Annotated in this window: 13 protein-coding genes; 9 read left to right on the top strand and 4 right to left on the bottom strand. The window is 72.9% G+C overall.

Annotated features, from left to right (window positions below):
• Window positions 1-8 precede the first annotated feature (8 nt).
• Genes OG429_RS40590 through OG429_RS40580 form a run of 3 tightly spaced genes read left to right on the top strand, consistent with a single transcriptional unit; the run spans window position 9 to window position 12,095 of the window.
• On the top strand, window positions 9-10,253 hold the full coding sequence (locus tag OG429_RS40590) for a non-ribosomal peptide synthetase (RefSeq protein ID WP_328930649.1): 10,245 nt from the start codon (window positions 9-11) through the stop codon (window positions 10,251-10,253).
• A gap of 34 nt (window positions 10,254-10,287) precedes the next feature.
• The gene (locus OG429_RS40585; protein WP_328930648.1) at window positions 10,288-11,304 is read left to right on the top strand and encodes an ATP-binding cassette domain-containing protein; all 1,017 of its coding nucleotides are present in this window, start codon (window positions 10,288-10,290) and stop codon (window positions 11,302-11,304) included.
• On the top strand, window positions 11,301-12,095 hold the full coding sequence (locus tag OG429_RS40580) for an ABC transporter permease (RefSeq protein WP_328930647.1): 795 nt from the start codon (window positions 11,301-11,303) through the stop codon (window positions 12,093-12,095). The genes OG429_RS40585 and OG429_RS40580 overlap by 4 nt, the downstream gene beginning before the upstream one ends.
• Window positions 12,096-12,164: 69 nt before the next feature.
• On the opposite strand, the gene OG429_RS40575 is transcribed toward OG429_RS40580, so the two are convergent.
• On the bottom strand, window positions 12,165-14,123 hold the full coding sequence (locus OG429_RS40575) for an ABC1 kinase family protein (RefSeq protein ID WP_328930646.1): 1,959 nt from the start codon (window positions 14,121-14,123) through the stop codon (window positions 12,165-12,167).
• Window positions 14,120-14,662: a hypothetical protein gene (locus tag OG429_RS40570; protein ID WP_328930645.1), complete on the bottom strand. Its 543-nt coding sequence runs from the start codon at window positions 14,660-14,662 to the stop codon at window positions 14,120-14,122. Before OG429_RS40570 ends, OG429_RS40575 begins: the two co-directional genes overlap by 4 nt.
• A gap of 213 nt (window positions 14,663-14,875) precedes the next feature.
• Between OG429_RS40570 and OG429_RS40565 the strand changes: the two genes are divergently transcribed.
• From OG429_RS40565 to OG429_RS40550, 4 genes are read left to right on the top strand one after another with little or no spacing between them, the layout of a single operon-like run.
• Window positions 14,876-14,995 (top strand): keywimysin-related RiPP, encoded by a 120-nt coding sequence (locus OG429_RS40565; protein WP_328930644.1) that lies wholly within the window; start codon window positions 14,876-14,878, stop codon window positions 14,993-14,995.
• Between the two features lie 29 nt (window positions 14,996-15,024).
• A complete protein-coding gene (locus OG429_RS40560) occupies window positions 15,025-16,851 on the top strand; it encodes an asparagine synthase-related protein (protein WP_328930643.1) in 1,827 nt (608 codons plus the stop codon).
• Window positions 16,848-17,105 carry a lasso peptide biosynthesis PqqD family chaperone gene (locus OG429_RS40555; RefSeq protein ID WP_328930642.1) on the top strand — a complete coding sequence of 86 codons (258 nt, stop codon included), beginning with the start codon at window positions 16,848-16,850 and terminating at the stop codon, window positions 17,103-17,105. The genes OG429_RS40560 and OG429_RS40555 overlap by 4 nt, the downstream gene beginning before the upstream one ends.
• Window positions 17,102-17,563 (top strand): lasso peptide biosynthesis B2 protein, encoded by a 462-nt coding sequence (locus tag OG429_RS40550; RefSeq protein ID WP_328930641.1) that lies wholly within the window; start codon window positions 17,102-17,104, stop codon window positions 17,561-17,563. The genes OG429_RS40555 and OG429_RS40550 overlap by 4 nt, the downstream gene beginning before the upstream one ends.
• Window positions 17,564-17,861: 298 nt before the next feature.
• Here OG429_RS40550 and OG429_RS40545 read toward each other — a convergent pair whose 3' ends face one another.
• Both OG429_RS40545 and OG429_RS40540 read right to left on the bottom strand, forming a co-directional pair.
• The gene (locus OG429_RS40545) at window positions 17,862-20,024 is read right to left on the bottom strand and encodes an MMPL family transporter (RefSeq protein ID WP_328930640.1); all 2,163 of its coding nucleotides are present in this window, start codon (window positions 20,022-20,024) and stop codon (window positions 17,862-17,864) included.
• Window positions 20,025-20,202: 178 nt separating this feature from the next.
• Window positions 20,203-20,904 (bottom strand): hypothetical protein, encoded by a 702-nt coding sequence (locus tag OG429_RS40540; protein WP_328930639.1) that lies wholly within the window; start codon window positions 20,902-20,904, stop codon window positions 20,203-20,205.
• 271 nt (window positions 20,905-21,175) lie between these two features.
• On the opposite strand from OG429_RS40540, the gene OG429_RS40535 reads away from it, so the two are divergent.
• Window positions 21,176-22,192, top strand: a complete 1,017-nt coding sequence (locus tag OG429_RS40535; RefSeq protein ID WP_328930638.1) for a polyprenyl synthetase family protein — start codon at window positions 21,176-21,178, stop codon at window positions 22,190-22,192.
• Window positions 22,193-22,234: 42 nt separating this feature from the next.
• A complete protein-coding gene (locus tag OG429_RS40530) occupies window positions 22,235-23,776 on the top strand; it encodes an acyl-CoA carboxylase subunit beta (RefSeq protein ID WP_328930778.1) in 1,542 nt (513 codons plus the stop codon).
• Window positions 23,777-23,783 lie beyond the last annotated feature (7 nt).

Here is a 23,783-nt window from a genome sequence, read left to right as displayed (position 1 = left end):
GAAGCGACATGACCAAGCAGAAGCCGCGCCTGGAGGGCATCCTCCCGCTCTCCCCGCTCCAGCAGGGCCTGCTGTTCCACGCGCAGTACGACGAGCAGGGCCCCGACGTCTACACCATGCAGTTCGTCCTCGACATCGAGGGCGGGGTCGACGTCGGGCACCTGCGCTCGGCCTGTGCCGCCCTGCTGCGCCGGCACTCGGGGCTGCGGGCCTCGTTCCGCCACCGCAAGAACGGCGAGCCGGTCCAGCTCATCCCCTTCGAGGTGGCCCTCGACTTCACCGTCACCGACCTGACCGGGCGACCAGCCGACGAGCGGGCCGCGGCGGCCGGGGAGATCGCCGCCGCCGACCGCGCGCGCCGCTTCGACCTGGCGCGCCCGCCGCTGATCCGCTTCACCCTCGTGGAGCTGGGCGGGGGCCGCTTCCAGTTCCTCGTCACCGCCCACCACATCCTGCTCGACGGCTGGTCCCGGGCCCTGCTCATCGGGGAGCTCTTCGAGCTGTACGGGCTCGTGCGGTCCGGCTCAGACGAGCGGGCGCTGCCCGCCGTGACTCCGTACCGCGACTACCTCGCCTGGGTGGCCGCCCAGGACCGCACCGCCGCCGAGGAGGCCTGGCGCCGTGCTCTGGACGGCGTGGAGGAGCCGACCCTGCTCGCCGCCCCCGACGCGGGCCGCGAACCGCTCGCCCCCACGCTGACCCGCGTGGAGCTGCCCGCCGCGGCGACCGCGGAGCTGATCCGCTGGGCGCGCGGGCGCGGCATCACCGTCAACACCGTCGTGCAGGCCGCCTGGGCGGTCGTCCTGGGGCGGCTGACCGGCCGCGACGACGTCGTGTTCGGCGGCACCGTCTCCGGCCGTCCCCCGCAGCTGCCCGGCGTCGAGTCCATGATCGGCCTGTTCATCAACACCCTGCCGGTCCGGGTCGCCCTGGACCCGGCCGAGCCGGTCGGCGCCCTCCTGGAGCGCCTCCAGGACCAGCAGGCGGCACTGATGGACCACCAGTTCCTGGGCCTGGGCGACATCCAGCGCCTCACCCCGGCCGACGGCGAACTCTTCGACACCCTCCTGGTGTTCGAGAACTACCCGGTCGACACCGAGGGCCTGCGCCGCTCCGCCGGCGGCCTCGGCGTGGTCGACGGCCGCAGCCACGAGGGCACCCACTATCCGTTGAGCCTGCTGGTGAACGCCGACGAGACCCTCGCCCTGGAACTCAGCCACCGCGCCGACCTCCTCGACACCGCCGCCGCCGAGGCCGTCGGCGCCCGTGTGCTGCGCCTGCTCGCCGCCCTGCCCGGCGCCGAGGACACCCCCGTCGGCCGGCTCGACCTGCTCACCGGCGACGAGCGCGACCGCGTCCTCGGCACCTGGAACGACACCGCCCACGAGGGCCCGCTGCTCCCGCTGCCCGCACTCTTCCGGCAGACCGCCGACCGCCACCCCGACGCCGTCGCCGTCGAGTACGCCGACACCGCGCTGACCTACCGCGAGCTCGACGCCCGCGCCAACCGCCTGGCCCGCCTGCTCATCGCCCGCGGCGCCGGCCCCGAGCGGACCGTCGCCCTGGCCCTGCCCCGCTCGGTCGACCTCGTCGTCGCCCTGTGGGCCGTACTGAAGTCCGGCGCCGCCTACCTGCCCGTCGACGCCGGATACCCGGCCGACCGCATCGTGCACATGCTCGGCGATGCCCGGCCCGCCCTCGTCGTCACCGACCGGGCCACCCGGCCGGGCATCGCGGCCGCGGCGGGCGACGGCGCCGCCACCCCGCTCCTGCTCCTGGACGACGAGGCCACGGCCGCCGAACTCGCGGCCTCGGCCGACGGCGAGATCATCGACGCCGAGCGCACCGCGCCGCTGACCCCGCTCACCCCCGCGTACGTCATCTACACCTCCGGCTCCACCGGCCGTCCCAAGGGCGTCGCGATGCCCGGCGCGCCGCTCGCCAACCTGATCGGCTGGCACGAGGAGGAGCTCCCCGGCGGACCGGGCGTGCGCACCGCCCAGTTCACCGCCATCAGCTTCGACGTCTCCGCCCAGGAGATCCTCTCCACCACCCTCTCGGGCCGCACCCTGGTCATCCCCGACGAGGACACCCGCCGCGACCCGGCCGCCTTCGTCCACTGGCTCGCCGCGCAGCGCATCAACGAGGTGTACGCGCCCAACCTGGTCATCGACGCCCTCTGCGAGGAAGCCGTCGGCCAGGGCCTGGACCTCCCGGAGCTGCGCCACCTCGCCCAGGCCGGCGAGGCCCTCGTCCTGAGCAAGCGGATCCGCGACTTCCACCACGGCACCGGCCGTGTCCTGCACAACCACTACGGGCCCACCGAGACCCACGTGGTCACCGCCGCCACGCTCCCCGCCGACACCGACGACTGGCCGGCCCGCCCCACCATCGGCCGCCCCATCCGGGGCACCCGCACCTACGTGCTCGACAGCGCGCTGCGCCCGGTCCAGCCCGGCGTCCCCGGCGAGCTCTACCTCGCGGGCGCGGGCCTGGCCCGCGGCTACCTGGGCCGCCCCGGCCTGACCGCCGAGCGATTCGTGGCCGACCCCTACGGCCCGTCCGGCACCCGCATGTACCGCACCGGCGACGTGGTCCGCTGGACCGCCGACGGCGAACTCGACTACCTCGGCCGCTCCGACCACCAGGTCAAGATCCGCGGCTTCCGCATCGAACTCGGCGAGATCGAGGCCGCGCTCACCACCCACCCCGAGATCGCGCAGGCCGCCGTCATCGCCCGCGAGGACCGCCCCGGCATCAAGACCATCGCCGCCTACCTGGTCCCCGCCGACGGCCGTACGGTGCCCGCCGCCGACGAACTGCGGGCCCACCTCGACGGCACCCTGCCCGACTACATGGTGCCCTCCGCCTACGTCGCCCTGCCCGAGCTTCCGCTCACCCCGAACCGCAAGCTCGACCGCCGCGCCCTGCCCGCCCCCGACGGTGCGGCGGCCGCCGGCCGCGCCCCGCGCACCGTCCGCGAGATCCGGCTGTGCGACCTGTTCGCCGCGGTGCTGGGCCTGGAGCAGGTCTCCGTCGACGACAGCTTCTTCGACCTCGGCGGGCACTCCCTGCTCGCCACCCGCCTGGTCAGCCGCATCCGGGCCGACCTCGGCGCGGAGATCTCCGTCCGCACCCTCTTCGAGGCTCCCACCGTCGTCGCACTGGACGCGCGGATCGCCGCCGCCGGCCGTGCCCGCCAGGCCCTGACCGCCAGGCCGCGCCCCGAGGCGGTGCCGCTTTCGCCCGCCCAGCGGCGGCTGTGGTTCCTCGGCCGCTTCGAGGACGCCGGAGGCAATTACAACCTGCCCATGGCCGTGCGGATCTCCGGCGAGCTGAGCGTCCCCGCCCTGCGCGCCGCGCTCGCCGACGTCGTGGCCCGCCACGAGGCGCTGCGCACCGTCTTCCCCGACACCGACGGCCGCCCCCGCCAGTACGTGCTCGACCCCGCCGACGCCGTCCCCGCCCTGCCGGTCATCGGCGTCGCCGACGACGAGCTGGACCGGGCCCTGGCCGCCGCCTCCGGCAAGGAGTTCGACCTCACCCGGGACCTCCCGCTGCGCGCCCGGCTCTTCGCGCTCGGGGGGACCGAGTACGTCCTGCTGCTCGTCGTCCACCACATCGCCGCCGACGGCTGGTCCATGGCGCCGCTGGCCCGCGACCTCGGCGAGGCGTACCGCGCCCGCCGCGCCCGGCAGGCCCCCGACCGGGAGCCGCTGCCCGTCCAGTACGCCGACTACACGCTGTGGCGCGAGGAGGTCCTCGGCGACGAGCACACCGCCGGCAGCGAACTCGCCCGCCAGATCGACTTCTGGCGCACCACCCTCGCGGACCTCCCCGAGGAGCTGGCGCTGCCCGCCGACCGCCCCCGCCCCGCCGAGACGAGCTACCGCGGCGACACCGTGGACCTCACCATCGACGCCGCCACCCACCTGGCGCTCGCCGGCCTCGCCCGCGACTCCGGCGCCAGCGTCTTCATGGCCGCCCAGGCCGCGCTGGCCGCCCTGCTGCACCGCCTCGGCGCCGGCGAGGACATCCCCCTGGGCACCCCGGTCGCCGGTCGCACCGACCAGGCGCTGGACGAACTCGTCGGCTTCTTCGTCAACACCCTGGTGCTGCGCACCGACGTCTCCGGCGACCCCACCTTCCGCGAACTCCTCGCCCGGGTACGGGAGTCCGACCTCGCCGCGTACGCCCACCAGGACGTCCCCTTCGAGCAACTGGTCGAGATCCTCAACCCCGGACGCTCCCTGGCCCGGCACCCGCTGTTCCAGGTCATGCTGTCCTTCCAGAACAACGCCGAGGCCGCGCTCGACCTCGACGGGGCCCGCACCGCGGCGCGGCCCGTGGGCCTGAAGACCTCCAACTTCGACCTGTCGGTCGTCCTCGCCGAACGCTTCACCGCCGACGGCACCCCCGACGGCATCGAAGGCGGCATCGAGTTCGCCACCGACCTGTTCGACCGCGAGAGCGCCCAGGCGCTCGCCGACCGCCTGGTCCGCCTGGTCGCCGACCTCGTCGCCGCCCCCGACCGGGCCCTGTCCACCGTGGACGTCCTCACCGCCGGGGAACGCCACCAGGTCCTCGAGACCTGGAACGACACCACCCGGGAACACCCCACCGGCACCCTGCACCGGCTCTTCGAGGCGCAGGCCGCCCGTACGCCCGACGCCACCGCCCTGGTCTTCCGCGACGTCCGCCTGAGCTACGCCGCCCTCAACGCCTGGGCCAACCGCCTCGCCCGCCAGCTCGTCGCGGACGGCGTCCGCCCCGAACAGGCCGTCGCCGTACGGCTGCCGCGCTCCGCCGAGCACATCGTGGCGCTGCTCGCCGTCATGAAGGCCGGCGCCGTGTACGTGCCCGTCGACCCGGCCTACCCGGCCGAGCGCATCGCGTACGTCCTCGAGGACGCCCGGCCCGTCGCCGAACTGGCCTCCGTCGCCGACCTGTACGCCCTCGACCGCGACCGCACCTGGCCGGACCACGACCTCGGTCCCGACGAGGCGCCGGGCGCCGGACACCCCGACAACGCCGCGTACGTCATCTACACCTCCGGCTCCACCGGCCGCCCCAAGGGCGTCACCGTCCAGCACCGCAGCGTCGTCAACCTCTTCCACGACCACTTCGGCCGGCTGTACGCCGACGTGATCGCCGCCGCCGGCGAGCGGCGCCTCAAAGTCGCCCTCGCCGCCTCGTTCTCCTTCGACGCCGCCGTCGACCCGCTCCTGTGGATGCTCGCCGGCCACGAACTGCACATCCTGGACGACGAGGCCCGTCAGGACCCCGCCGCCCTGCTCGCCTACGCCCGCCGGGTCGGCGGCATCGACCACTTCGACACCACCCCCGGCCACTTCCAGCAGCTCCACGAACTGGGTCTGACCACGGACGAGAGCATCCGCCCGCTGCTGGTCAGCCTCGGCGGCGAGGCGCTCGGCGAGGCCCTGCGCGGCGAACTCGCCCGCACCCCGGGCCTGGTGGCGTACAACCTGTACGGCCCCACCGAGACCACCGTCGACGCCCTCGGCCAGCGCGTCACCGACAGCGACCGCGTCCGGGTCGGCCGCCCGCTCGACAACTACCGCGCCTACGTCCTCGACACCGCCCTGCGCCCCGTACCGCCCGGCGTCGCCGGCGAGCTGTACCTCGCCGGCGCCGGCCTGGCCCGCGGCTACCTGCGCCGCCCGGGCATGACCGCCGAGCGCTTCGTGGCCGACCCGTACGGCGTGAGCGGCACCCGCATGTACCGCACCGGCGACCGGGCCCGCTGGACCCGCGACGGCCGCATCGACTGCCTCGGCCGAGCCGACGACCAGGTGAAGATCCGCGGCTTCCGCATCGAGCTCGGCGAGATCGAGTCCGCCCTGGAGACCCACCACGGCGTCGCCCAGGCCGCCGTCGTCGTCCGTGAGGACCGCCCCGGCATCCAGGAACTCGTCGCCTACCTCGTCGCGGCCCAGGGCGGCGCCGCCCCCGAGTCCGAGCAGCTCCGCAAGGCCCTCGGCGAGCGGCTGCCCGACTACATGGTCCCCACCGCGTACGTCGCCCTGCCCAAGCTGCCGCTGACCGTCAACGGCAAGCTCGACCGCAAGGCCCTGCCCGCGCCCGGACCGCGCACCGGCCCCGGGGGCCGCACCCCGCGCACCGCGCCGGAGAAGGCCCTGTGCGAGATCTACGCCGAGATCCTGGGCCTGGAGCAGGTCTCCATCGACGACAGCTTCTTCGACCTCGGCGGCCACTCGCTCCTCGCGATCCGCGTCACCGGCCGCATCCGCTCCCGTCTCGGCGCGGAGGTCGCCGTCCGCACCCTCTTCGAGGCGCCGACGGTGGCCGCGCTCGCCGAGCGCCTCGGCGAGGAGGGAACCGGCCGCGCCGCCCTGACCGTACGGGAGCGCCCCGCCGAGATCCCGCTGTCGCCCGCCCAGCGGCGGCTGTGGTTCCTCGACCGCTTCGAGGGGCCCAGCGCGACCTACAACATGCCGCTCGCCGTCCGCCTCACCGGCGCCCTCGACGCGGGAGCCCTCGAAGCCGCACTCGGCGACGTCGTGGCCCGCCACGAGAGCCTGCGCACGGTCTTCCCCGACACCGACGGCCGCCCGCACCAGCGGATCCTGCCGCCCGAGGAAGCCCGCCCGGTCCTGGCGAAGGCGCCGTACGACGCCGAGGCGCTGGCCGCCGAGGTCTCCCGGGGCTTCGACCTGGCCGCCGACCTGCCCGTGCGCGCCCACCTGTTCACGGTGGACGCGACCACGCACGTCCTGCTGGTCGTCGTGCACCACATCGCGGGCGACGGCTGGTCCATGGGCCCGCTGGCCCGCGACCTCGGCGAAGCGTACGCCGCCCGCACGGCGGGCTCGGCTCCGTCCCGGGCGCCGCTGCCGGTCCAGTACGCGGACTACACGCTGTGGCAGCGGGAGGTCCTCGGTGACGAGGACGACCCGGTGAGCGAGCTGTCCCGGCAGGTCGACTATTGGCGCGAGGCCCTGGCCGGCCTGCCCGAGGAGCTGAGCCTGCCCGCGGACCGCCCGCGCCCGGCCCGGATGAGCTACCGCGGTGACACCGTCCCCTTCCTGGTCTCCCAGGCCACCCGCGCCCGCCTGGACGAGCTGGCCCGCACCACGGGCACGAGCCTGTTCATGGTGGTCCAGGCGGCCCTGGCGACCCTGCTGCACCGCCTGGGCGGCGGGACCGACATCCCGATCGGCTCCCCGATCGCGGGCCGCGGCGACGAGGCCCTCGACGACCTCGTCGGCTTCTTCGTCAACACCCTGGTCCTGCGCACGGACGTGTCGGGCGAGCCGACCTTCCGTGAGCTGGTGGGACGGGTCCGGGAGACGGACCTGGCGGCGTACGCGAACCAGGACGTGCCCTTCGAGCGGCTGGTGGAGGTGCTCAACCCCGAGCGGTCCATGGCCCGCCACCCGCTCTTCCAGGTGATGCTCGCCTTCCAGAACACCGGCGAGGCCACCTTGGACCTCGGGGACCTGGGCATCGCCCCGGAGCGGATCGGCTTCGACGCGGCGAAGTTCGACCTGACCTTCCAGCTGGCGGAGGCCCAGTCGGGTCTGGAAGGCAGCGTCGAGTACGCGGTCGACCTGCTCGACCGGGTGACGGCGCAGGCGCTGGCGGGGCGTCTGGTGGCGGTCCTGGACGCGGTCGCGGCCGATCCGGAGGTCCGGGTCGGGGCGCTGCAGGTCCTGACCGGGGCCGAACGCGGCCGGGTGCTGGGGGAGTGGGCGGGTGCCGCGGACGCGGCGGCGCCGGTCACGTTCCACGGTCTGTTCGAAGCCGCGGTGGACGCGACGCCGGACGCTCCGGCGGTCGTCTCGGGCGACGTCGTGCTGTCGTACGCGGAGCTGGAGGCGCGGGCGAACCGGCTGGCGCACTGGCTGTCGGGTCAGGGCGTGGGGCCGGAGCAGGTGGTGGCGCTGGTGCTGCCGCGTTCGGTGGACATCGTGATCGCGCAGCTGGCGGTGCTGAAGGCGGGCGGCGCGTACCTTCCGGTCGACCCGGACTACCCGGCCGAGCGCGTCTCGTACATGCTCGACGACGCTCGCCCGGTGCTCGTCCTGAGCGAACTGCCGGTGCCGGGGGAGGAGCCCGTCTCCCGCCCGCAGACCGCGGTGGCGCCGCAGAACCCGGCGTACGTGATCTACACCTCGGGTTCGACGGGTCGCCCGAAGGGTGTCGTCGTCTCCCACGCGGGTCTGGCGAGCTTCGCGGCGGCGGAGGTCGAGCGGTTCGCGGTGGATGCCGACAGCCGGGTGCTGCAGTTCGCTTCGCCGAGTTTCGACGCTTCGGTGCTGGAGCTGGTGATGACCTTCGCCGCGGGTGCCGCGCTGGTGGTGCCGCCGACGGGTCCGCTGGCCGGTGAGGTGCTGGCCGAGGTGCTGACCGCCGAGCGGATCACGCACGCCCTGATCCCGCCGGCCGCGCTCGCCAGCGTCCCGGCGGCCGAGTACGCGCACTTGCGTTCGCTCGTCGTGGGCGGTGACGCCACGTCCGCCGAGCTGGTCGACCGCTGGGCCCCGGGACGGCGGATGGTCAACGCCTACGGCCCGACCGAGTCCACGGTCATGGCCACCACCTCGACGCCGCTCACCGCCGGCTCCGGCGTGCCGGCCATCGGCACCCCCGTCCCCGGCACCCGCACCTACGTGCTCGACGCCGCCCTGCGCCCGGTCGCCCCGGGCGTGGCCGGCGAGCTGTACATCGCGGGCGCCGGCCTGGCACGCGGCTACCTGGGCCGCCCCGGCCTGACGGCCGAGCGGTTCCTTGCCGACCCGTACGGTGCGCCGGGCACGCGGATGTACCGGACCGGTGACGTGGCGCGGTGGACGCGGGACGGCGAACTGGAGTACCTGGGCCGGTCCGACGACCAGGTCAAGGTGCGCGGCTTCCGGATCGAGCTCGGTGAGATCGAGACGGCCCTGGCCACGCACCCCTCGGTCGCGCAGAACGCCGTGATCGTCCGCGAGGACAGCCCGGGCATCAAGCGCCTGGTGGCCTACGTGGTCCCGGCCGAGGGCGCCACCCCGGACCCCGCCGCGCTGCGCGCCCACATCGGCGCGGCCCTGCCCGACTACATGGTCCCGGCCGCGTTCGTCTCCCTCGACGCCCTCCCGCTCACCGTCAACGGCAAGCTCGACCGCAAGCAGCTCCCGGCACCCGGCGCCGACACCGCGGTCGGCGGCCGCGGTCCGCGCTCGGCCCAGGAGGAGGTCCTCTGCGGCCTGTTCGCGCAGGTGCTGGGGGTCGACCGGGTCGGCATCGACGACAGCTTCTTCGAACTGGGCGGCGACAGCATCACGTCCATCCAGCTGGTCAGCCGCATCCGCTCCGTCCTCGGCGTCAAGCTCAGCAACCGCGGCATCTTCGAGACCCCGACCGTCGCCCGGCTCATCGACAAGCTCGGCACGGGCCAGGACGGCGACGGCTTCGAGGTGCTGCTGCCGCTGCGCACGGGCGGCGAGCGGCCCCCCCTGTTCTGCGTCCACGGCGCGGGCGGCCTCAGCTGGCCGTATTCGACCCTGCTGGCGCACATCGCGGCCGATTACCCCGTCTACGGCCTTCAGGCGCGCGGTCTGAACGGTGAGGGTCCGATCGCCACCGGTGTCACGGAGATGGCGGCGGACTACGTCGAGCAGATCCGCTCGGTCCAGCCCGCCGGCCCCTACCACCTCATCGGCTGGTCCTTCGGCGGCCTCGTCGCCCACGAGATCGCCACGCAGCTCACCGAGGCGGGGGAGCGGGTGGCCCTGCTGGCCAACCTCGACCAGACCCCGTACGACGAGTCCTGGAAGGACGACGACTACACCCTGCCCACGGAGCGGGACGTCCTGGAGACCCTCCTGGACTTCGTCGGATACGACCTCGCCGAGCTGCGCGCCCAGCCCCTGGACCACCAGCGGGCGATGGAGCTGATCCGGGGCCGGGACAGCGCGCTCGGCAGCCTGGAGGAACACCACATCTCGGCCTTCGTGAAGGTCGGCATCAACAACCACGTGCTCAGCGCCGCCTACCGGCCGCGCCGCTTCGACGGCGAGCTGCTGCTCTTCGTCTCCACGGCCGGCACGGACGACCCGGCGGCCAAGACGGTGGACTCCGTCGCCGCCTGGGAGCCGTACGTGGCCGGCACCATCACCACCCACCCGGTGCACGCGCACCACGGACACCTGCTCCAGCCGCAGCCGGCGGCCGAGATCGGCCGGGTCGTCCTCGACAAGCTCGCCGGCCAGCTGACCTCCGTCAACTGACCCCCGCACGACCAGACGTAAAGGAGTGGCCGTCATGGAAACGGCAATCTCGGCGGAGGGCCTCCGCAAGCGCTACGGCGACCACCAGGCGCTGAACGGCATCGACCTCGAAGTGCCCGCGGGCACCATCCTGGGCGTACTCGGTCCCAACGGTGCGGGCAAAACCACCACCGTGCGCATCCTGGCGACCCTGCTGGACCCGGACGAGGGCCGCGCCACCGTGGCGGGCTACGACCTGGCCACGCAGGCCAAGCTGATCCGCGCCAACGTGGGTCTCACCGGCCAGTACGCGGCCGTCGACGAGCGGCTCACCGGCCGGGAGAACCTCCAGCTCATAGGCACCCTGTTGCGCCTGGGCCGCAAGGGCGCGCGGGCCCGCGCCGACGAACTCCTGGAGAAGTTCGGCCTGGTGGACGCCGCCGACCGCATGGCCAAGACGTACTCGGGCGGCATGCGCCGCCGCCTCGACCTTGCCGCCAGCCTCGTGGCCCGCCCACCCGTGCTCTTCCTGGACGAGCCCACCACGGGTCTGGACCTCACGAGCCGGCTCGCCCTCTGGGAGATGATCAAGGAGCAGGTGGACGGCGGTGTGACCGTGCTGCTGACCACCCAGTACCTGGAGGAGGCCGACCAGCTCGCCGACCGGATCGCGGTCATCGACAAGGGCGTGGTCATCGCCGACGGCACCCCCGACGAGCTCAAGCGCAAGGTCGGCGGCGAGCGCCTGGAGGTCTCGGTCGCCTCGGTCGCCGACCTGGCCGCCGCGACCCGGGTGCTGGCCGACGTCTCCCCGGGCGAGCCCGTCGTCGACCGCGCGGCCCGCACCGTCTCGGTGCCGCTGACCGGCGGGGTGAACACCATCGCCGCCGCCGCGTCGGGCCTGGAGCGCCTGGGCATCGAGCCGCAGGACTTCGCCGTTCGCCGCTCCTCGCTCGACGACGTCTTCCTCTCCCTCACCGGCCAGAAGGGCGGCGGCCGCGCCGCGGAGGCCGAGGACGGCAACACGCACACGGACACGGACACGGACACGAAGGAGATGCAGGCGGCATGACCGAGGTGATCAGCGACTCGTTCGCACTCGCGGGCCGCCAGATGCGGCACATCCGGCGGATGCCGGAGCAGCTCCTCGGCATCACCATCATGCCGGTGGCGTTCGTGCTCGTCTTCGGCTACCTCTTCGGCAGCGCCATGCAGGCGCCGGGCCAGGGCGGCTACAAGGAATACATCATGGCCGGCATCTTCGCGCAGGTGATGCTCGCCAACCTCACCACCACGGCGATCGGTGTGGTCGAGGACCTCAACAACGGCCTGGTGGACCGCTTCCGCGCGCTGCCCATCTCCCGCTCCTCGGTCCTTCTCGGCCGGACCACCGCCGACCTCGTCCTCGTCGGCTGGACCAGCGCCGTGATGGCCGTCGTCGGCTACTTCATGGGCTGGCGTGCGCACAACGGCGTGCTCCAGACGCTCGCCGGCTTCGGGCTGCTGCTCCTGATGGGCTTCGCGATGTCCTGGCTGGGCGCCCTGGTGGGCCTGAGCCTGCGCAGCCCGGAGGCGGTCAGCGCGCTCTCCGGTGTGGTGATGATGCCGCTGGCCTTCCTCTCCAACGCCTTCGTGCCGCCGGAAGGCCTGCCCGGCTGGATGCGCGTGGTCGTCGAGTGGAACCCGGTCAGTGCGGTGGTCTCCGCCGCCCGCGACCTGTTCGGCAACGAGCGCGGCCCCTCCAGCGGCGCCTTCCCCTCCGAACACCCCGTCACCGCCGCGCTCGTGGTGCTGCTCGTCCTGCTTGCGGTGGTCGTGCCGCTCGCCGGCCGGGCGTACCAGCGGGCCGCCGCCAAGCGCTGAACACCCCGTACGCGCGACGGGGCCCGGCCCCCTCGGGAGGAGCCGGGCCCCGTCGGCCCCACCGCACGGTCAGCGTCTGTGCCCGGGCCCGATCATCATGAACAGCACCCGCAGGACCAGCACCGAGCTGATCACCAGCAGGTTGTAGCCGAACAGCTCGAACAGCCCGAGGCCCTCGCTGAGCATCGGGCCGCCGCTGATGCGCAGCAGCTGTACGCCGACCAGGCCGATGACCCCGCCCAGGAAGGCCAGCAGCACCTCGTGTACGAGCGAGCGCAGGAACCGGCGGTCGTTCGGGTCGGCGAACATCCGTACGCCGACCGTGAGCTGGCCGTTCTCCACGGCCGAGCCGATGCGCTCGATGCGGCGCGGGAGCCTGCGCAGCATCGGCACCAGCCCCAGCAGCTCCTCGGTCAGCGAACGACCGAGCGCCTCCGGCTTCAGCTTGCGCAGGTGCTGGGTGACGGCGAAGGAGCGGGCCTCGGTGACGATGTCGAAGCCGGGCACCAGCCGGTCCAGTGAGCCCTCCATCGTGGCCAGCGCCCGGAAGACGGCAGCTATCTCCGGCGGCACGCTGATCCCGTGCCGGGAGACGATCGAGAAGAGGTCGGCGAACATCTCCCGGTCCGGCTTGATGCCGGGCGCGAAGTGCCGGGCCAGGAACTGCCCCAGGGCCCGCTCCAGTTTCCGCTCGTCTATGTGCTCCGGATGCACGACCAGGGCGATCAGCGCGTCGCACAGGCCGGCCGGGTCGCCGCGGTGCAGGGCCAGCAGCATCCCGCGCAGGGTCGCCCGCAGCGACCGGTCGATGCGGCCCACCGAACCGAAGTCGAGCATGCCGAGCTGCCCGTCGTCGAGCAGCAGCAGATTGCCGGGGTGCGGATCGGCGTGGAACACCCCCGTCGTCATGATCTGCCCCAGCAGGCACTCCAGCATCGCGGTGGCCAGCGCCTTCCGGTCCAGGCCCCGTTCGTCCAGCACCCGCGAGACGCTGTGCAGCGGTATGCCGGACATCCACTCGGTGACCAGGACGCGCTTGCCGGTGAGCTTCTCGTGCACCTCGGGCACCCGGATCACCGAGCCGCCGCCGGCCTCCTCGATGGCCGCCGCCACGGACAGGGTGTTGCGGGCCTCGATGCGGAAGTCGAGCTCCTCCTGGACCGACACGGCGAAGCCCTGGGCCAGCGCCAGCGCGCCGACGCTGCGCCCCCACTCCGTGTGCTGCTCCAGCCGGGCCGCGAACCGGTACAGGATGTCCAGGTCGTCCACGACGATGTCGCGGGCGCTCGGCCGCTGCACCTTCACCGCGACCTGCCGACCGTCCTGCAGCCGCGCCCGGTGCACCTGGGCGATCGAACCCGCCGCGAGCGGCTTCGGGTCGAACTCGGCGAACACCTCGTCCGGCGGCGCCCCCAGCTCCTCGTGCAGCACCTGCTCGACCGCCTCCCACGGCTCGGGCGACGCCTGGTCCTGCAGGGTGCTCAGCTCCGCGATGAACTCCGCCGGCAGCAGGTCGTACCGGGTGGACATCACCTGCCCCAGCTTGACGAAGGTGACCCCGGCCTCCTCCAGCGCCAGCCGCAGCGAGGGGGCCAGTACGGCGCGTTCGGCGGCCGCGCCCGGACCGCGCCGCGATCTGCCGCTGAGGAACCGGCCCAGACCGTGCCGTACGAAGATCCGGCTGAGCCGGACGTAGCGCCGGGTCCGGGCGAACTGGCGGCGCAGCGAACCCGGCAGCCGCACCAGCCCGCGCACCGCGCCCGAGGGAACCAGCACTTCGGTGGCCGCCAGGAACAGCATGGCGACCACCAGCGACACCCCGATCTCCAGGGTGATCAGCGCCAGCGGCTGCACGTTCCGCAGCGGATAACTGACCAGCGTGCCGGAAGCGAGCCCGACGCAGCCCGTGATCACCGCGCGCCCCTTGCCCAGCCGGACGCCGAGCAGCCGCCTGGCCCCGGAGGCGAGCCCGGCGACGAAGACGGTCAGGGAGAGCGCGGCCAGCAGGACGAGGACGGCCGTGTTCATCGCTGCCGTCGGCGCCGCAGGGCGTACGAGAGCGTCACCAGCGCCAGCAGCGGCCCCCACAGCAGCAGCGGCGCGTACAGCCAGCCCATGACGGCTCGGTGAGTGCCCGTCAGGTTGCCGTCGTCGACGGTGTCCCAGAGCATCAGCTGGCTGACCGTCACCGCGGTCATCACCAATGCCCCGAGCAGCGCCGCGGTCACGGCCGCCCCGGTGCGCACCGGGCGTCCGCCGATGAACGGCAGCCGGCGCGGCGCCACCAGCCCCCAGTCCCGCACCAGACCGAGCGTCAGCAGTGCCGCGCCCTCCTGCGCCAGCGAGATCGCCGGCAGGATCAGATACCCGGTGCCGGGCAGCCCGTAGTCGGTGCGCAGCACCTCCTCGCTGAACCCGACGGGGACGCCGACGGTCATGGCCAGGCGCCACAGGGTGGACGGCAACGCGATCAGGGGGACGGCATGGGCGGCCCAGACCGCCCACCTCGGTGGCGGCGGCGTGGCCAGGGCCGCCGAACGGGCCGGGGAGCTGACGTGTGTCGTCATGTCTGTAAGGCTGCCAATCTGATCGTAACGTGCGCAACCGGACCCGGAATTCTATGGAACGAAGCGGTCCATTCCCCCCCGCGCTGTCAGCTTGCTGCCACCACGGCCCGAACCGGACAAGTGCGTTGAGTTGGCGGTCTCCCGCTGTGAAGGTTTTGGGGCAAGCACAAAGGCTGCCGGAATTGTTTCCGGCCCACCGAAAGGAAAAAGGTCATGATGAAGAAGGCTTACACAGCCCCCGTTTTCGCCGCCGCCGGCTCCTTCCGCGCCGACACCGGAATGGGTCTCCCGGTCGGCAGCTGGGACTGGAACCACCGCGGCGGCTGGTTCTAAATTTCCGGTTCTCTGCGCAGGAGCTGACAATGCCGGACCGCGGCGCACCGTTCTTCTTCGTATTCCCTGACAACGAGGCGGGGTCCGCCGCGGCCCGGCACCTGCGCGAGGACGTGCCCGGCCTGTCGTCCGCGGCCCATGCCTCCGGGCGGGACTGGATCGTCGGCCGGTGGGAGCCGGCCGATCTCCTCGTGGCGCGGGCGGGCCGTAACGCCATCGCCCTGATCGGCACCTTCTCGCAGTCCGCCGCCGGCGCGCTCACGCGCCGCGCCGGCGTCCTGCGCGACCCCGCCGAGCTGGACGACCTGGCGCTCACCCTGTCCGGCCAGTTCCACCTGCTCGCCTCCGTGGACGGAGCCCTGCGCGTACAGGGTTCCGCGTACGGAGCCCGGCGCGTCTTCCACACCCGCACCGGCGGGACCCTGGTGGCCGGCGACCGGGCCGCCGAACTGGCCCGGCTGGCGGGCCTGGAACCCGACCCGGCCGCCGTGGCGCTCCGCCTTCTGGGCGCGGCGCCCGCCCCGCTCGACGAGCGCCCGATGTGGTCGGCCGTCACCGCCGTCCCTCCGGGCGCGGCCCTGCTGGCCTCCCCCGACGGCGTCTTGTCCGAGCGGCGCTGGCACCGGCCACCGGAGCCCGTCACACCTCTGGACCGCGGCGCCGCCGCCGTCCGGGATGCACTGCTGGACGCGGTGGAGGTCCGTACCGCCCCCGGCGGGCTGATCAGCTCCGACCTCTCCGGCGGCCTGGACTCCACCACCGTGTGCTTCCTCGCCGCCCGTGACTCCCGCGCACGGCTCATCGCGGCCACCTCCACCGGCGACGAGGCCTTCAACGAGGACGGCCGGTGGGCACGCTGGGCCGCCGAGGACCTGCCCGGTGTCGAGCACTACATCCTGCCCAACGAGGAACTGCCGAAGTTCTACGACGGGTTCGACGACCCGGGCCTGAGGCTCGACGCCCCCACCCCGCTGGTCGCCTCCCGCCGCCGCGTGACCGTCCTCACCGCCAAGATGGCCGCCCGCGGCTCCCGGCTCCACCTGACCGGGAACGGCGGGGACAACCTGTTCGTCGGTCTCCCCCACCACCTGCACACACTTCTCGTCCGCCACCCGCTGCCCGCCCTGCGCCGCCTCAGCGGCTTCCGCGCGCTGCTCTCCTGGCCGCTGGCCCCCGTCGCCCGCCAGCTCGCCGACCGCCGCGGCTACCGTGCGGCCCTGGCGGCCGTTTCACTGCGCGACGTACCCGAGCCGGTGCCCGGCAGTCCGGCTCTCGGCTGGCTGGGGCAGCCCTCCGTGGCCTCCTGGCTGACCGAGGACTGCCTGCGCCTGCTGGAGCGGGAGCTGGCCGCCGCCGCCCCCACCGCCGTGCCGTACGGGCGAACGCCCGGCCGCCACACGGAACTGGCGGCCCTGCGCGGGCTGGTCCGCGGCAACCAGGACATCGAGGACGCTGGCCGGGCGGCCGGAGTGCCGATGTCCGCCCCCTTCCTGGACGACCGGGTGGTGGACGCGGCCTTCTCGGTCCGCGCCCTGGACCGGGTCGACCCCTGGGCGTACAAGCCGCTGCTGGTCCGCGCGATGGACGGGCTAGTGCCCCGCCGCTCCCTCTCCCGCACCACCAAGGGCGAGGGCACCCAGGACGTGGCAGCCGGCCTCTACCGCAACCGCGAGGCGCTGACCGGACTGTGGGAGGACAGCATGCTCGGCCGCGCCGGCCTCGTGGACGAGGCCGAGCTGCGCCGCCTGTGCGCCGTGCCCTCCTCACCGCAGCTGCGCGACGACCGCTTCCTGTCCACCCTCGCCGCCGAGATGTGGCTGCGTACGACCGTGAACGCCCAAGGAGCCCTGGCATGAAACTCGTCCACCGCGAGTACCTCAAGCTCGCCACCACCGAGTACGGCGCCGTGCTGCTCGACACCAAGTCGGGCGCCTACTGGGAGCTGAACCCCACCTCCGCGACGATCGTGGGCGCCCTGCTCGACGGCGGGCAGGCCGAGGACGCCACCCGCCGCCTCACCGAGGAGTACGACGTCGACGCGGAACGCGCCGCGGCGGACGTCCACGCGGTGCTGGCGGCCATGGCCGAGGCGGGAGTGGTGGCGGCGTGAGCGTCACCACCGCCCTGCCGGCCGACCGCGGCAGCTTCCCGCTGCGCCGTCGGCTGGCGGCCCGTACGGCGGTCGGAGCCGCCCGGCTGCTCGCCCGCCTCGCCCCGCACCGGCTCGAACGGGCCCTGACCCGGCTCGCGCGCGGCGCGGTCCCGGCGACCGAGGCGCAGGCGACGCGGGCGCGGGAACTGGTGCTGACCTCCAGCCTGCGGATGAACGGGCAGCGCAGCTGTCTGCCCCGGTCCGTGGCCGTCGCGCTGACCTGCCGGCTGGGCGGCACCTGGCCCACGTGGTGCGTGGGCACGCTGATGATCCCGCCGTTCAGCCCCCACGCGTGGGTGGAGGCCGAAGGCAGGCTCATCGGTGAGAAGGGTGATCACGCGAACTGGGCGCGGCTGATCTCGGTGGCCGCGCCGGGCCCGGTCACCGGAAGCCGCGCCGCCGGTTCCACCCGCTGAAGGCGCCGCGCAGCCGACCGTCGAAACGGCAGGTCCGGTTCCGTGAGTACGGCGCCGAGCATGAATGGCCCGGCAATTCACAGCCTTTCCCCGTGGTTTCGGGACGGAGTGGAGCGCCGGGTATTCGCCGTCGGCCGATCGGCTGCACCGTTGGCAGGAAGCTGCCAAAACACTGGTCGCAGCGGGTCATGGCGTCGTAGGGGCACCCGCGCGCCCACCGGCCGTCGTGCCGGTGGGCGCGCCGCCCGGACTCCCGTACTGCCTTCCGGCGCGGCCGAGGGCCGCGCCGGAAGGGTGTCTACCTGCTGCCGGCCGACTCTCGCTCCGGCGCCCGCACGGTGACGCCGTCGGCGGCCGGCTCCCCGTGGCCGCTCTTCGGGCGGCCCGGCAGCCAGGCCCGGTGGCCCAGCAGCGTGGTCACCGCCGGCACCAGCAGCACCGCCATCACGAAGGCGGTGAGCAGTATGCCGAAGGAGACGGCGAAGCCCATCTGCTGCAGCATCGAGTTCTGCGCCAGCATCAGCACGCCGAAGGTGCCCGCCAGGATGAGGCCGGCGGTGGCGACGGTCGGCATCGAGTGGGCGACCGCGAGCCGGGTGGCCTCCTTCGGGTCCCGGCCCCGGGCGGCCTCCTCCCGCAGCCGGGCCACCATCAGGATGTTGTAGTCGGTGCCGATGGCCACCACGAACAGGTAGACCATCACCGGCAGCATGAACAGCAGGCCGTGCTGGCCCTGCACGTTCTGGAAGAGCACCACCGTCGCACCGAGGGTGGCGCTGAACCCGAGGCCGACCGCGGCCATCAGGTACCAGGGCGCCACCGCGCTGCGCAGCAGCAGACCCAGGATGATCATGATGGCGATGCCGGCCGCCGGGAACACCACGGAGTAGTCGCGGTTGACGGCGTCCCTGATGTCGGCGAGCAGCGCGGTCGAACCGCCGACCAGAGCCCTGGTGCCCTCGGGCGCCGCACTGTGGGCGGCGTCCCGGAGCGGCCCCTCGACCAGGGCGAGCGCCTCGTCCGCGGCCGGCTTGTGGTCGAGCACCACGCTGAACTGGGCCACCGAGCCGTCCGGGCTTACCCGGGGCGGGGAGACCGGCCCGACACCCTCGACCTGCCCGATCCGCTCACCGAAGGTCTTCAGCGCCGCCTCGGGGATCGCCTTGCCGGCCCGGTCCTCCACGTAGACCAGCGTCGGCTCGGTGGCACCCGCGGCGAAACCGCGCGCGAGGTCGTCCTGGGCCCGCACGGACTCCAGGTGCTTGGGCAGCGAGCTGTTGGAGTCGTACTCGGCCCGGAAGCCGAACAGGCCGACGGTCAGGGCGATCAGGATGCCGCCGGACACCGCCGCGACCACGCCGGGACGCTGGGAGACGAGCCGGGCGGTGCGGTGCGACAGGGCGTTCTTCGGCTCGCGCTGCCACGCCTTGGACGGCCAGAACGCCTTGGTGCCCAGCAGGGCGAACACCGCGGGCACGAGGGTGAGCGAGGCGACCGCGGTGACGCCCACGGAGATGGCGAGCGCCGGGCCCATGGTCCGCAGCATGCCCATGGACGAGAGCAGCAGCGCGAGGAAGGCCACGATCACCGCGCCCGCGGCGGAGGCGATGGTCTCGCCGACCCGTTCCACGGCCTGCGCCATGGCCTGTCGCGCCGGCACGCCGGTGCGCAGCTGTTCCCGGTAACGGAAGAGCAGGAACAGCATGTAGTCGGTGCCGACGCCGAACAGCACCACGATGAGGATCGAGGTGACGGAGGCGTCGGCCTTCAGCCCGCCGATCTTGCTCGCGGTGGCGATCAGCCCGGTGGCCACGGCGAAGACCAGGCTGATGATGACCACCGGCATCAGGGCGATCAGCGGGCTGCGGAAGATGATCAGGAGCAGTACGACGATGAGGCCCAGCGTGGCCATCATGATCATGGAGTCGGTGTCACCGGCCGACTCCATCGAATCCACCGCCGAGGCCGCCTGCCCGGTGATGCCCATCGACAGCGCTCCGCCGGAGAGCTGCTCCTTGGCGTCGACGCGCATCTGCCTGACGGACTCGTACACGTCCTCGGTGAAGACGTTCTCCGCCGAGGTACTGACCGAGGCCAGCATGATCGTGCCGTTCGGCGAGAGCATCTGCGGACCGGTTAGGACCTCCTTGATCTCCTTGTATTTCCTTCCCGTCAGATCGGCCGCCACTTTCGAGACGGTGGCCTGATCCTCCGCCGAAAGACTTCCGCCGTCGGTACGTTTGAAGACGATGGTGGCCGCCGGCTGCTCCTCGCGCGGGAAAGCGCGCTCCTCCACCTTCATGACCTGCACCGTCTCGTAATGCGACGGGAGGAACTCGGCCTGATCGGTCGTCGACGGTAGTTGCGGAGCCAGCATCACCGTGGCCAATGTGGCGACGATCCAGGCGGCGATGGTGAGCCATGGGCGGCGTACGGCAAGCCGCCCAATCCCTCGTAACATTGCGGACTCCTTCAGCGGACTCGGATGGGGGAATCCCGGCGAGTTTAGAAAACCCGGACTCCGGAATTCCTTCCGATGACAGCTTGTTGACAGCGCACGCCCTTGACGTGGCGCCGCACGTCACACGGCACCCCCGCGGTTGGTCAAAAGCTGCCAGACGCCGTTTTGCGGGGCCGCCTCACGCGCAGCCGCGCTGCCAGTTCCACCCGATGAAGGTGTTCCGCAGCGACACGTCGAAACGGCAGGTGGCGGAGCCGTCGGCGTTCAGGTCCACGGAGGAGTGGTGCGTGTTCGCGTACACGTTCCCGGAAATGTCGAAGATTCCCTTGTACGTGAAGTCGGCGTGCGCCTCGGTCCGCGAGACACCGCAGTCGCTGAAGCAGTCGGTGTTCTTCGTGGCGGACTTCAGTGACCAGCCGGCATTCCAGGGCTCCCGGTTCCACGCCTGCGTCGCGTCGGTGGCCGCCGTCGTGATCCGGCCGCCGTCCGTCGTCCACTGCGACGTCGTGTAGAGGCCGGTCATCCGGATGTTGCAGCAGTCGTACATCTCGTTCCAGCTCTTGAACTGGCGAACGGCGGCGACACCGGCCGCCGGCGCGGCGGCCGGGCTCACGGCGGTCTTCGCCGCGCCCTCGGACGCCACCGGTACCAGCCGCGCTTCCCCGAGCCGGGGCTCGCAGTCCGCCCCGATCGTGATCTGCTGCTGGACGGCCATACCGGCCGGCGGCGCGGGGAGCGACCCGGTCAGCCGTATCTCACCGCAGGTCTGCGCGGCCGGTGCGGCAGGCGTCGCGGTGGTCTCGGCCGCCGTGGCCGGAACGACCGTCAGGGACAGTGCGACGGCGACGAGTACAGCGGCGAGCGTGATTCGGTTTCGCAATTCCTTGAGCCTTCCCTCGAAGATTTCGTGAGGGAGCGTAACGGCGGCCATTCGGGGCCGACCGGACCGCCGAAAACTTGGCAGGAAGCTGACGATCTCCTGGTCGGCCGTGCGCTGAGGTCGTAGTGGCACCTTCATGTCAGCGCTGTTGTAGGGCAGTCCGCCGGGGCTGAAAGCTGTCGTGCGAATAGGTGAAATCGATAGGTTCGCCGTGTCGCGGAGGGGATTCCCCATGGGTGCTGGACAAACGTACGGAGCCGGGACGGCATCCGTGTCGACTGATCTGCCCGCCGCCCGGCTGCTCACCCAACTCGCCCTTGAAGAACCGGAGTTCGAGGTCCGAATGCGGGAATCCCTTTCCCGCGCCGAGAAATGGCTCCAGGCCAGCGCCCACGACGCCCTCGACCCGCGGGTCGCCGCGCTCACCGGCCACCTCGCCGACGCAGGCGGCAAACGCCTGCGCCCCCTCCTCGTCCTCCTCGGCGCCGAATTCGGCGACCCCTGGGCCCACGGCGTCACCCAGGCCGCCGCCATCGCCGAACTCGTGCACATCGCCTCCCTCTACCACGACGACGTGATGGACGGCGCCGCCACCCGGCACGGCGTCCCCAGCGCCCACGCCCGCTGGGGCGAGCGCGCCGCCGTCCTCGGCGGGGACTGGCTGCTCGCCCGTGCCGCCCAGCTCGCCGCCGAACTCGGCCCCGCCGCCGTCCACCTCAACGCCCAGGCGGCCGGCCGCCTGGTCGCGGGCCAGCTGCGCGAACTGACCGGCCCCGGCCCCGACGAGGACCCGGTCACCCACTACTTCAAGGTGGCCGAGGGCAAGACGGCGGCCCTGCTCTCGATGTCTCTGGGCATCGGAGCCATCCAGGCCGCGGCCCGGACGGGCGACGTGGCCGCCCTCACCGAGTGCGGCCGAGAGCTCGGCATCGCCTTCCAGATAGCCGACGACCTCCTCGACCTGCGCTCCCCGGCCGACGTCACCGGCAAGGAACGCGGCAAGGACCTGCTGGCCGGAGTCCAGAGCCTGCCCGTCCTGCTCGCCCGCGAAGGCGGCGACCCCGCCGACGCCGAACTGCGCGGCCTCCTCGCCGCCGGCCCCGTCCCGGCCGCCGACGTGCCGCGCGCCCTGGAACTCTTCGAGCGCTCCACCGCGCTCGAAGAGACCGAGGCCGTGATGCACCGCCGCCTCGACCGGGCCCGCGCGGCCCTCGCCGGGCTGCCCCCGCTGCCGGCCCGCCGCGCCCTGCTCGCCCTCTGCGACTACATCGCCCTCCGCACCAGCTGACACCGGCACAACCGGTAGACCGGCAAGGGAGCCCCCATGACCATGGCCGAACGCGTCGCCGAACTCGTCCGCATCCGGCAGGACGTCCTCGACGGCATGCCCGCCGCGACCGAGGCGCAGCACGCCAAGGGCAAGCTGACCGCCCGTGAGCGCATAGCCCTCCTGCTCGACGAGGGTTCCTTCAAGGAGGTCGAGCAGCTGCGCCGCCACCGGGCGACGGGCTTCGGCCTGGAGGCCAAGAAGCCCTACACCGACGGTGTCATCACCGGCTGGGGCACGGTCGAGGGCCGTACGGTCTTCGTCTACGCGCACGACTTCCGCATCTTCGGCGGTGCCCTGGGCGAGGCCCACGCCACGAAGATCCACAAGATCATGGACATGGCCATCGCGGCCGGCGCTCCGCTGGTCTCCCTCAACGACGGCGCCGGCGCCCGTATCCAGGAGGGCGTCTCCGCCCTCGCCGGCTACGGCGGCATCTTCCAGCGCAACACCCGGGCCTCGGGCGTCATCCCGCAGATCTCGGTGATGCTGGGCCCGTGCGCGGGCGGCGCCGCGTACTCCCCGGCGCTGACGGACTTCGTGTTCATGGTCCGCGAGACCTCGCAGATGTTCATCACCGGCCCGGACGTGGTCCGCGCGGTGACCGGCGAGGAGATCACCCAGAACGGGCTCGGCGGCGCGGACGTGCACGCCGAGACCTCGGGCGTCGCGCACTTCGCGTACGACGACGAGGAGACCTGCATCTCCGAGGTCCGCTACCTGCTGTCGATGCTGCCCGCCAACAACCGGGCCACCCCGCCCGCCGTCTCCTGCGACGACCCCGTCGACCGCCGCTGCGAGCGCCTCCTCGACCTCGTCCCCCTCGACGGCAGCCGCCCGTACGACATGCGCGAGGTCATCACGGAGATCGTCGACGACGGCGAGCACATGGAGGTCCACGAGCGCTGGGCCACCAGCGTCATCACCACCCTCGCCCGGATCGGCGGCCAGGTCGTCGGCATCGTCGCCAGCCAGCCCCAGTCCCTGGCCGGTGTCCTGGACATCCACTCCTCGGAGAAGGCGGCGCGCTTCGTCCAGCTCTGCGACGCGTTCTCCGTCCCGCTCGTCACGCTGGTCGACGTACCCGGCTTCCTCCCGGGCGTCGACCAGGAACACGGTGGCATCATCCGGCACGGCGCCAAACTCCTCTACGCCTACTGCAACGCCACCGTCCCGCGGATCTCCCTCATCCTGCGCAAGGCCTACGGCGGCGCCTACATCGTCATGGACTCCCAGTCCATCGGCGCCGACCTCACCTTCGCCTGGCCGGCCAACGAGATCGCCGTCATGGGCGCCGAGGGCGCGGCCAACGTGGTCTTCCGCCGCCAGATCGCCGCCTCCGAGGACCCCGAGGCCACCCGGCAGCAGCTCGTCAAGGAGTACAAGGCCGAGCTGATGCACCCGTACTACGCGGCCGAGCGCGGCCTCGTCGACGACGTCATCGACCCCGCCGACACCCGCGCCACCCTGATCGGCGCCCTCGCCATGCTCCGCACCAAGCACGCCGCGACGCCCGCCCGCAAGCACGGCAACCCCCCGATGTAAGGAGTGA

The sequence above is a fragment of the Streptomyces sp. NBC_00190 genome (assembly GCF_036203305.1).
Taxonomy (GTDB): domain Bacteria; phylum Actinomycetota; class Actinomycetes; order Streptomycetales; family Streptomycetaceae; genus Streptomyces.
The sequence above is the reverse complement of the archived record's forward strand: the minus strand, read 5'-3'. Positions and strand labels throughout refer to the sequence as shown.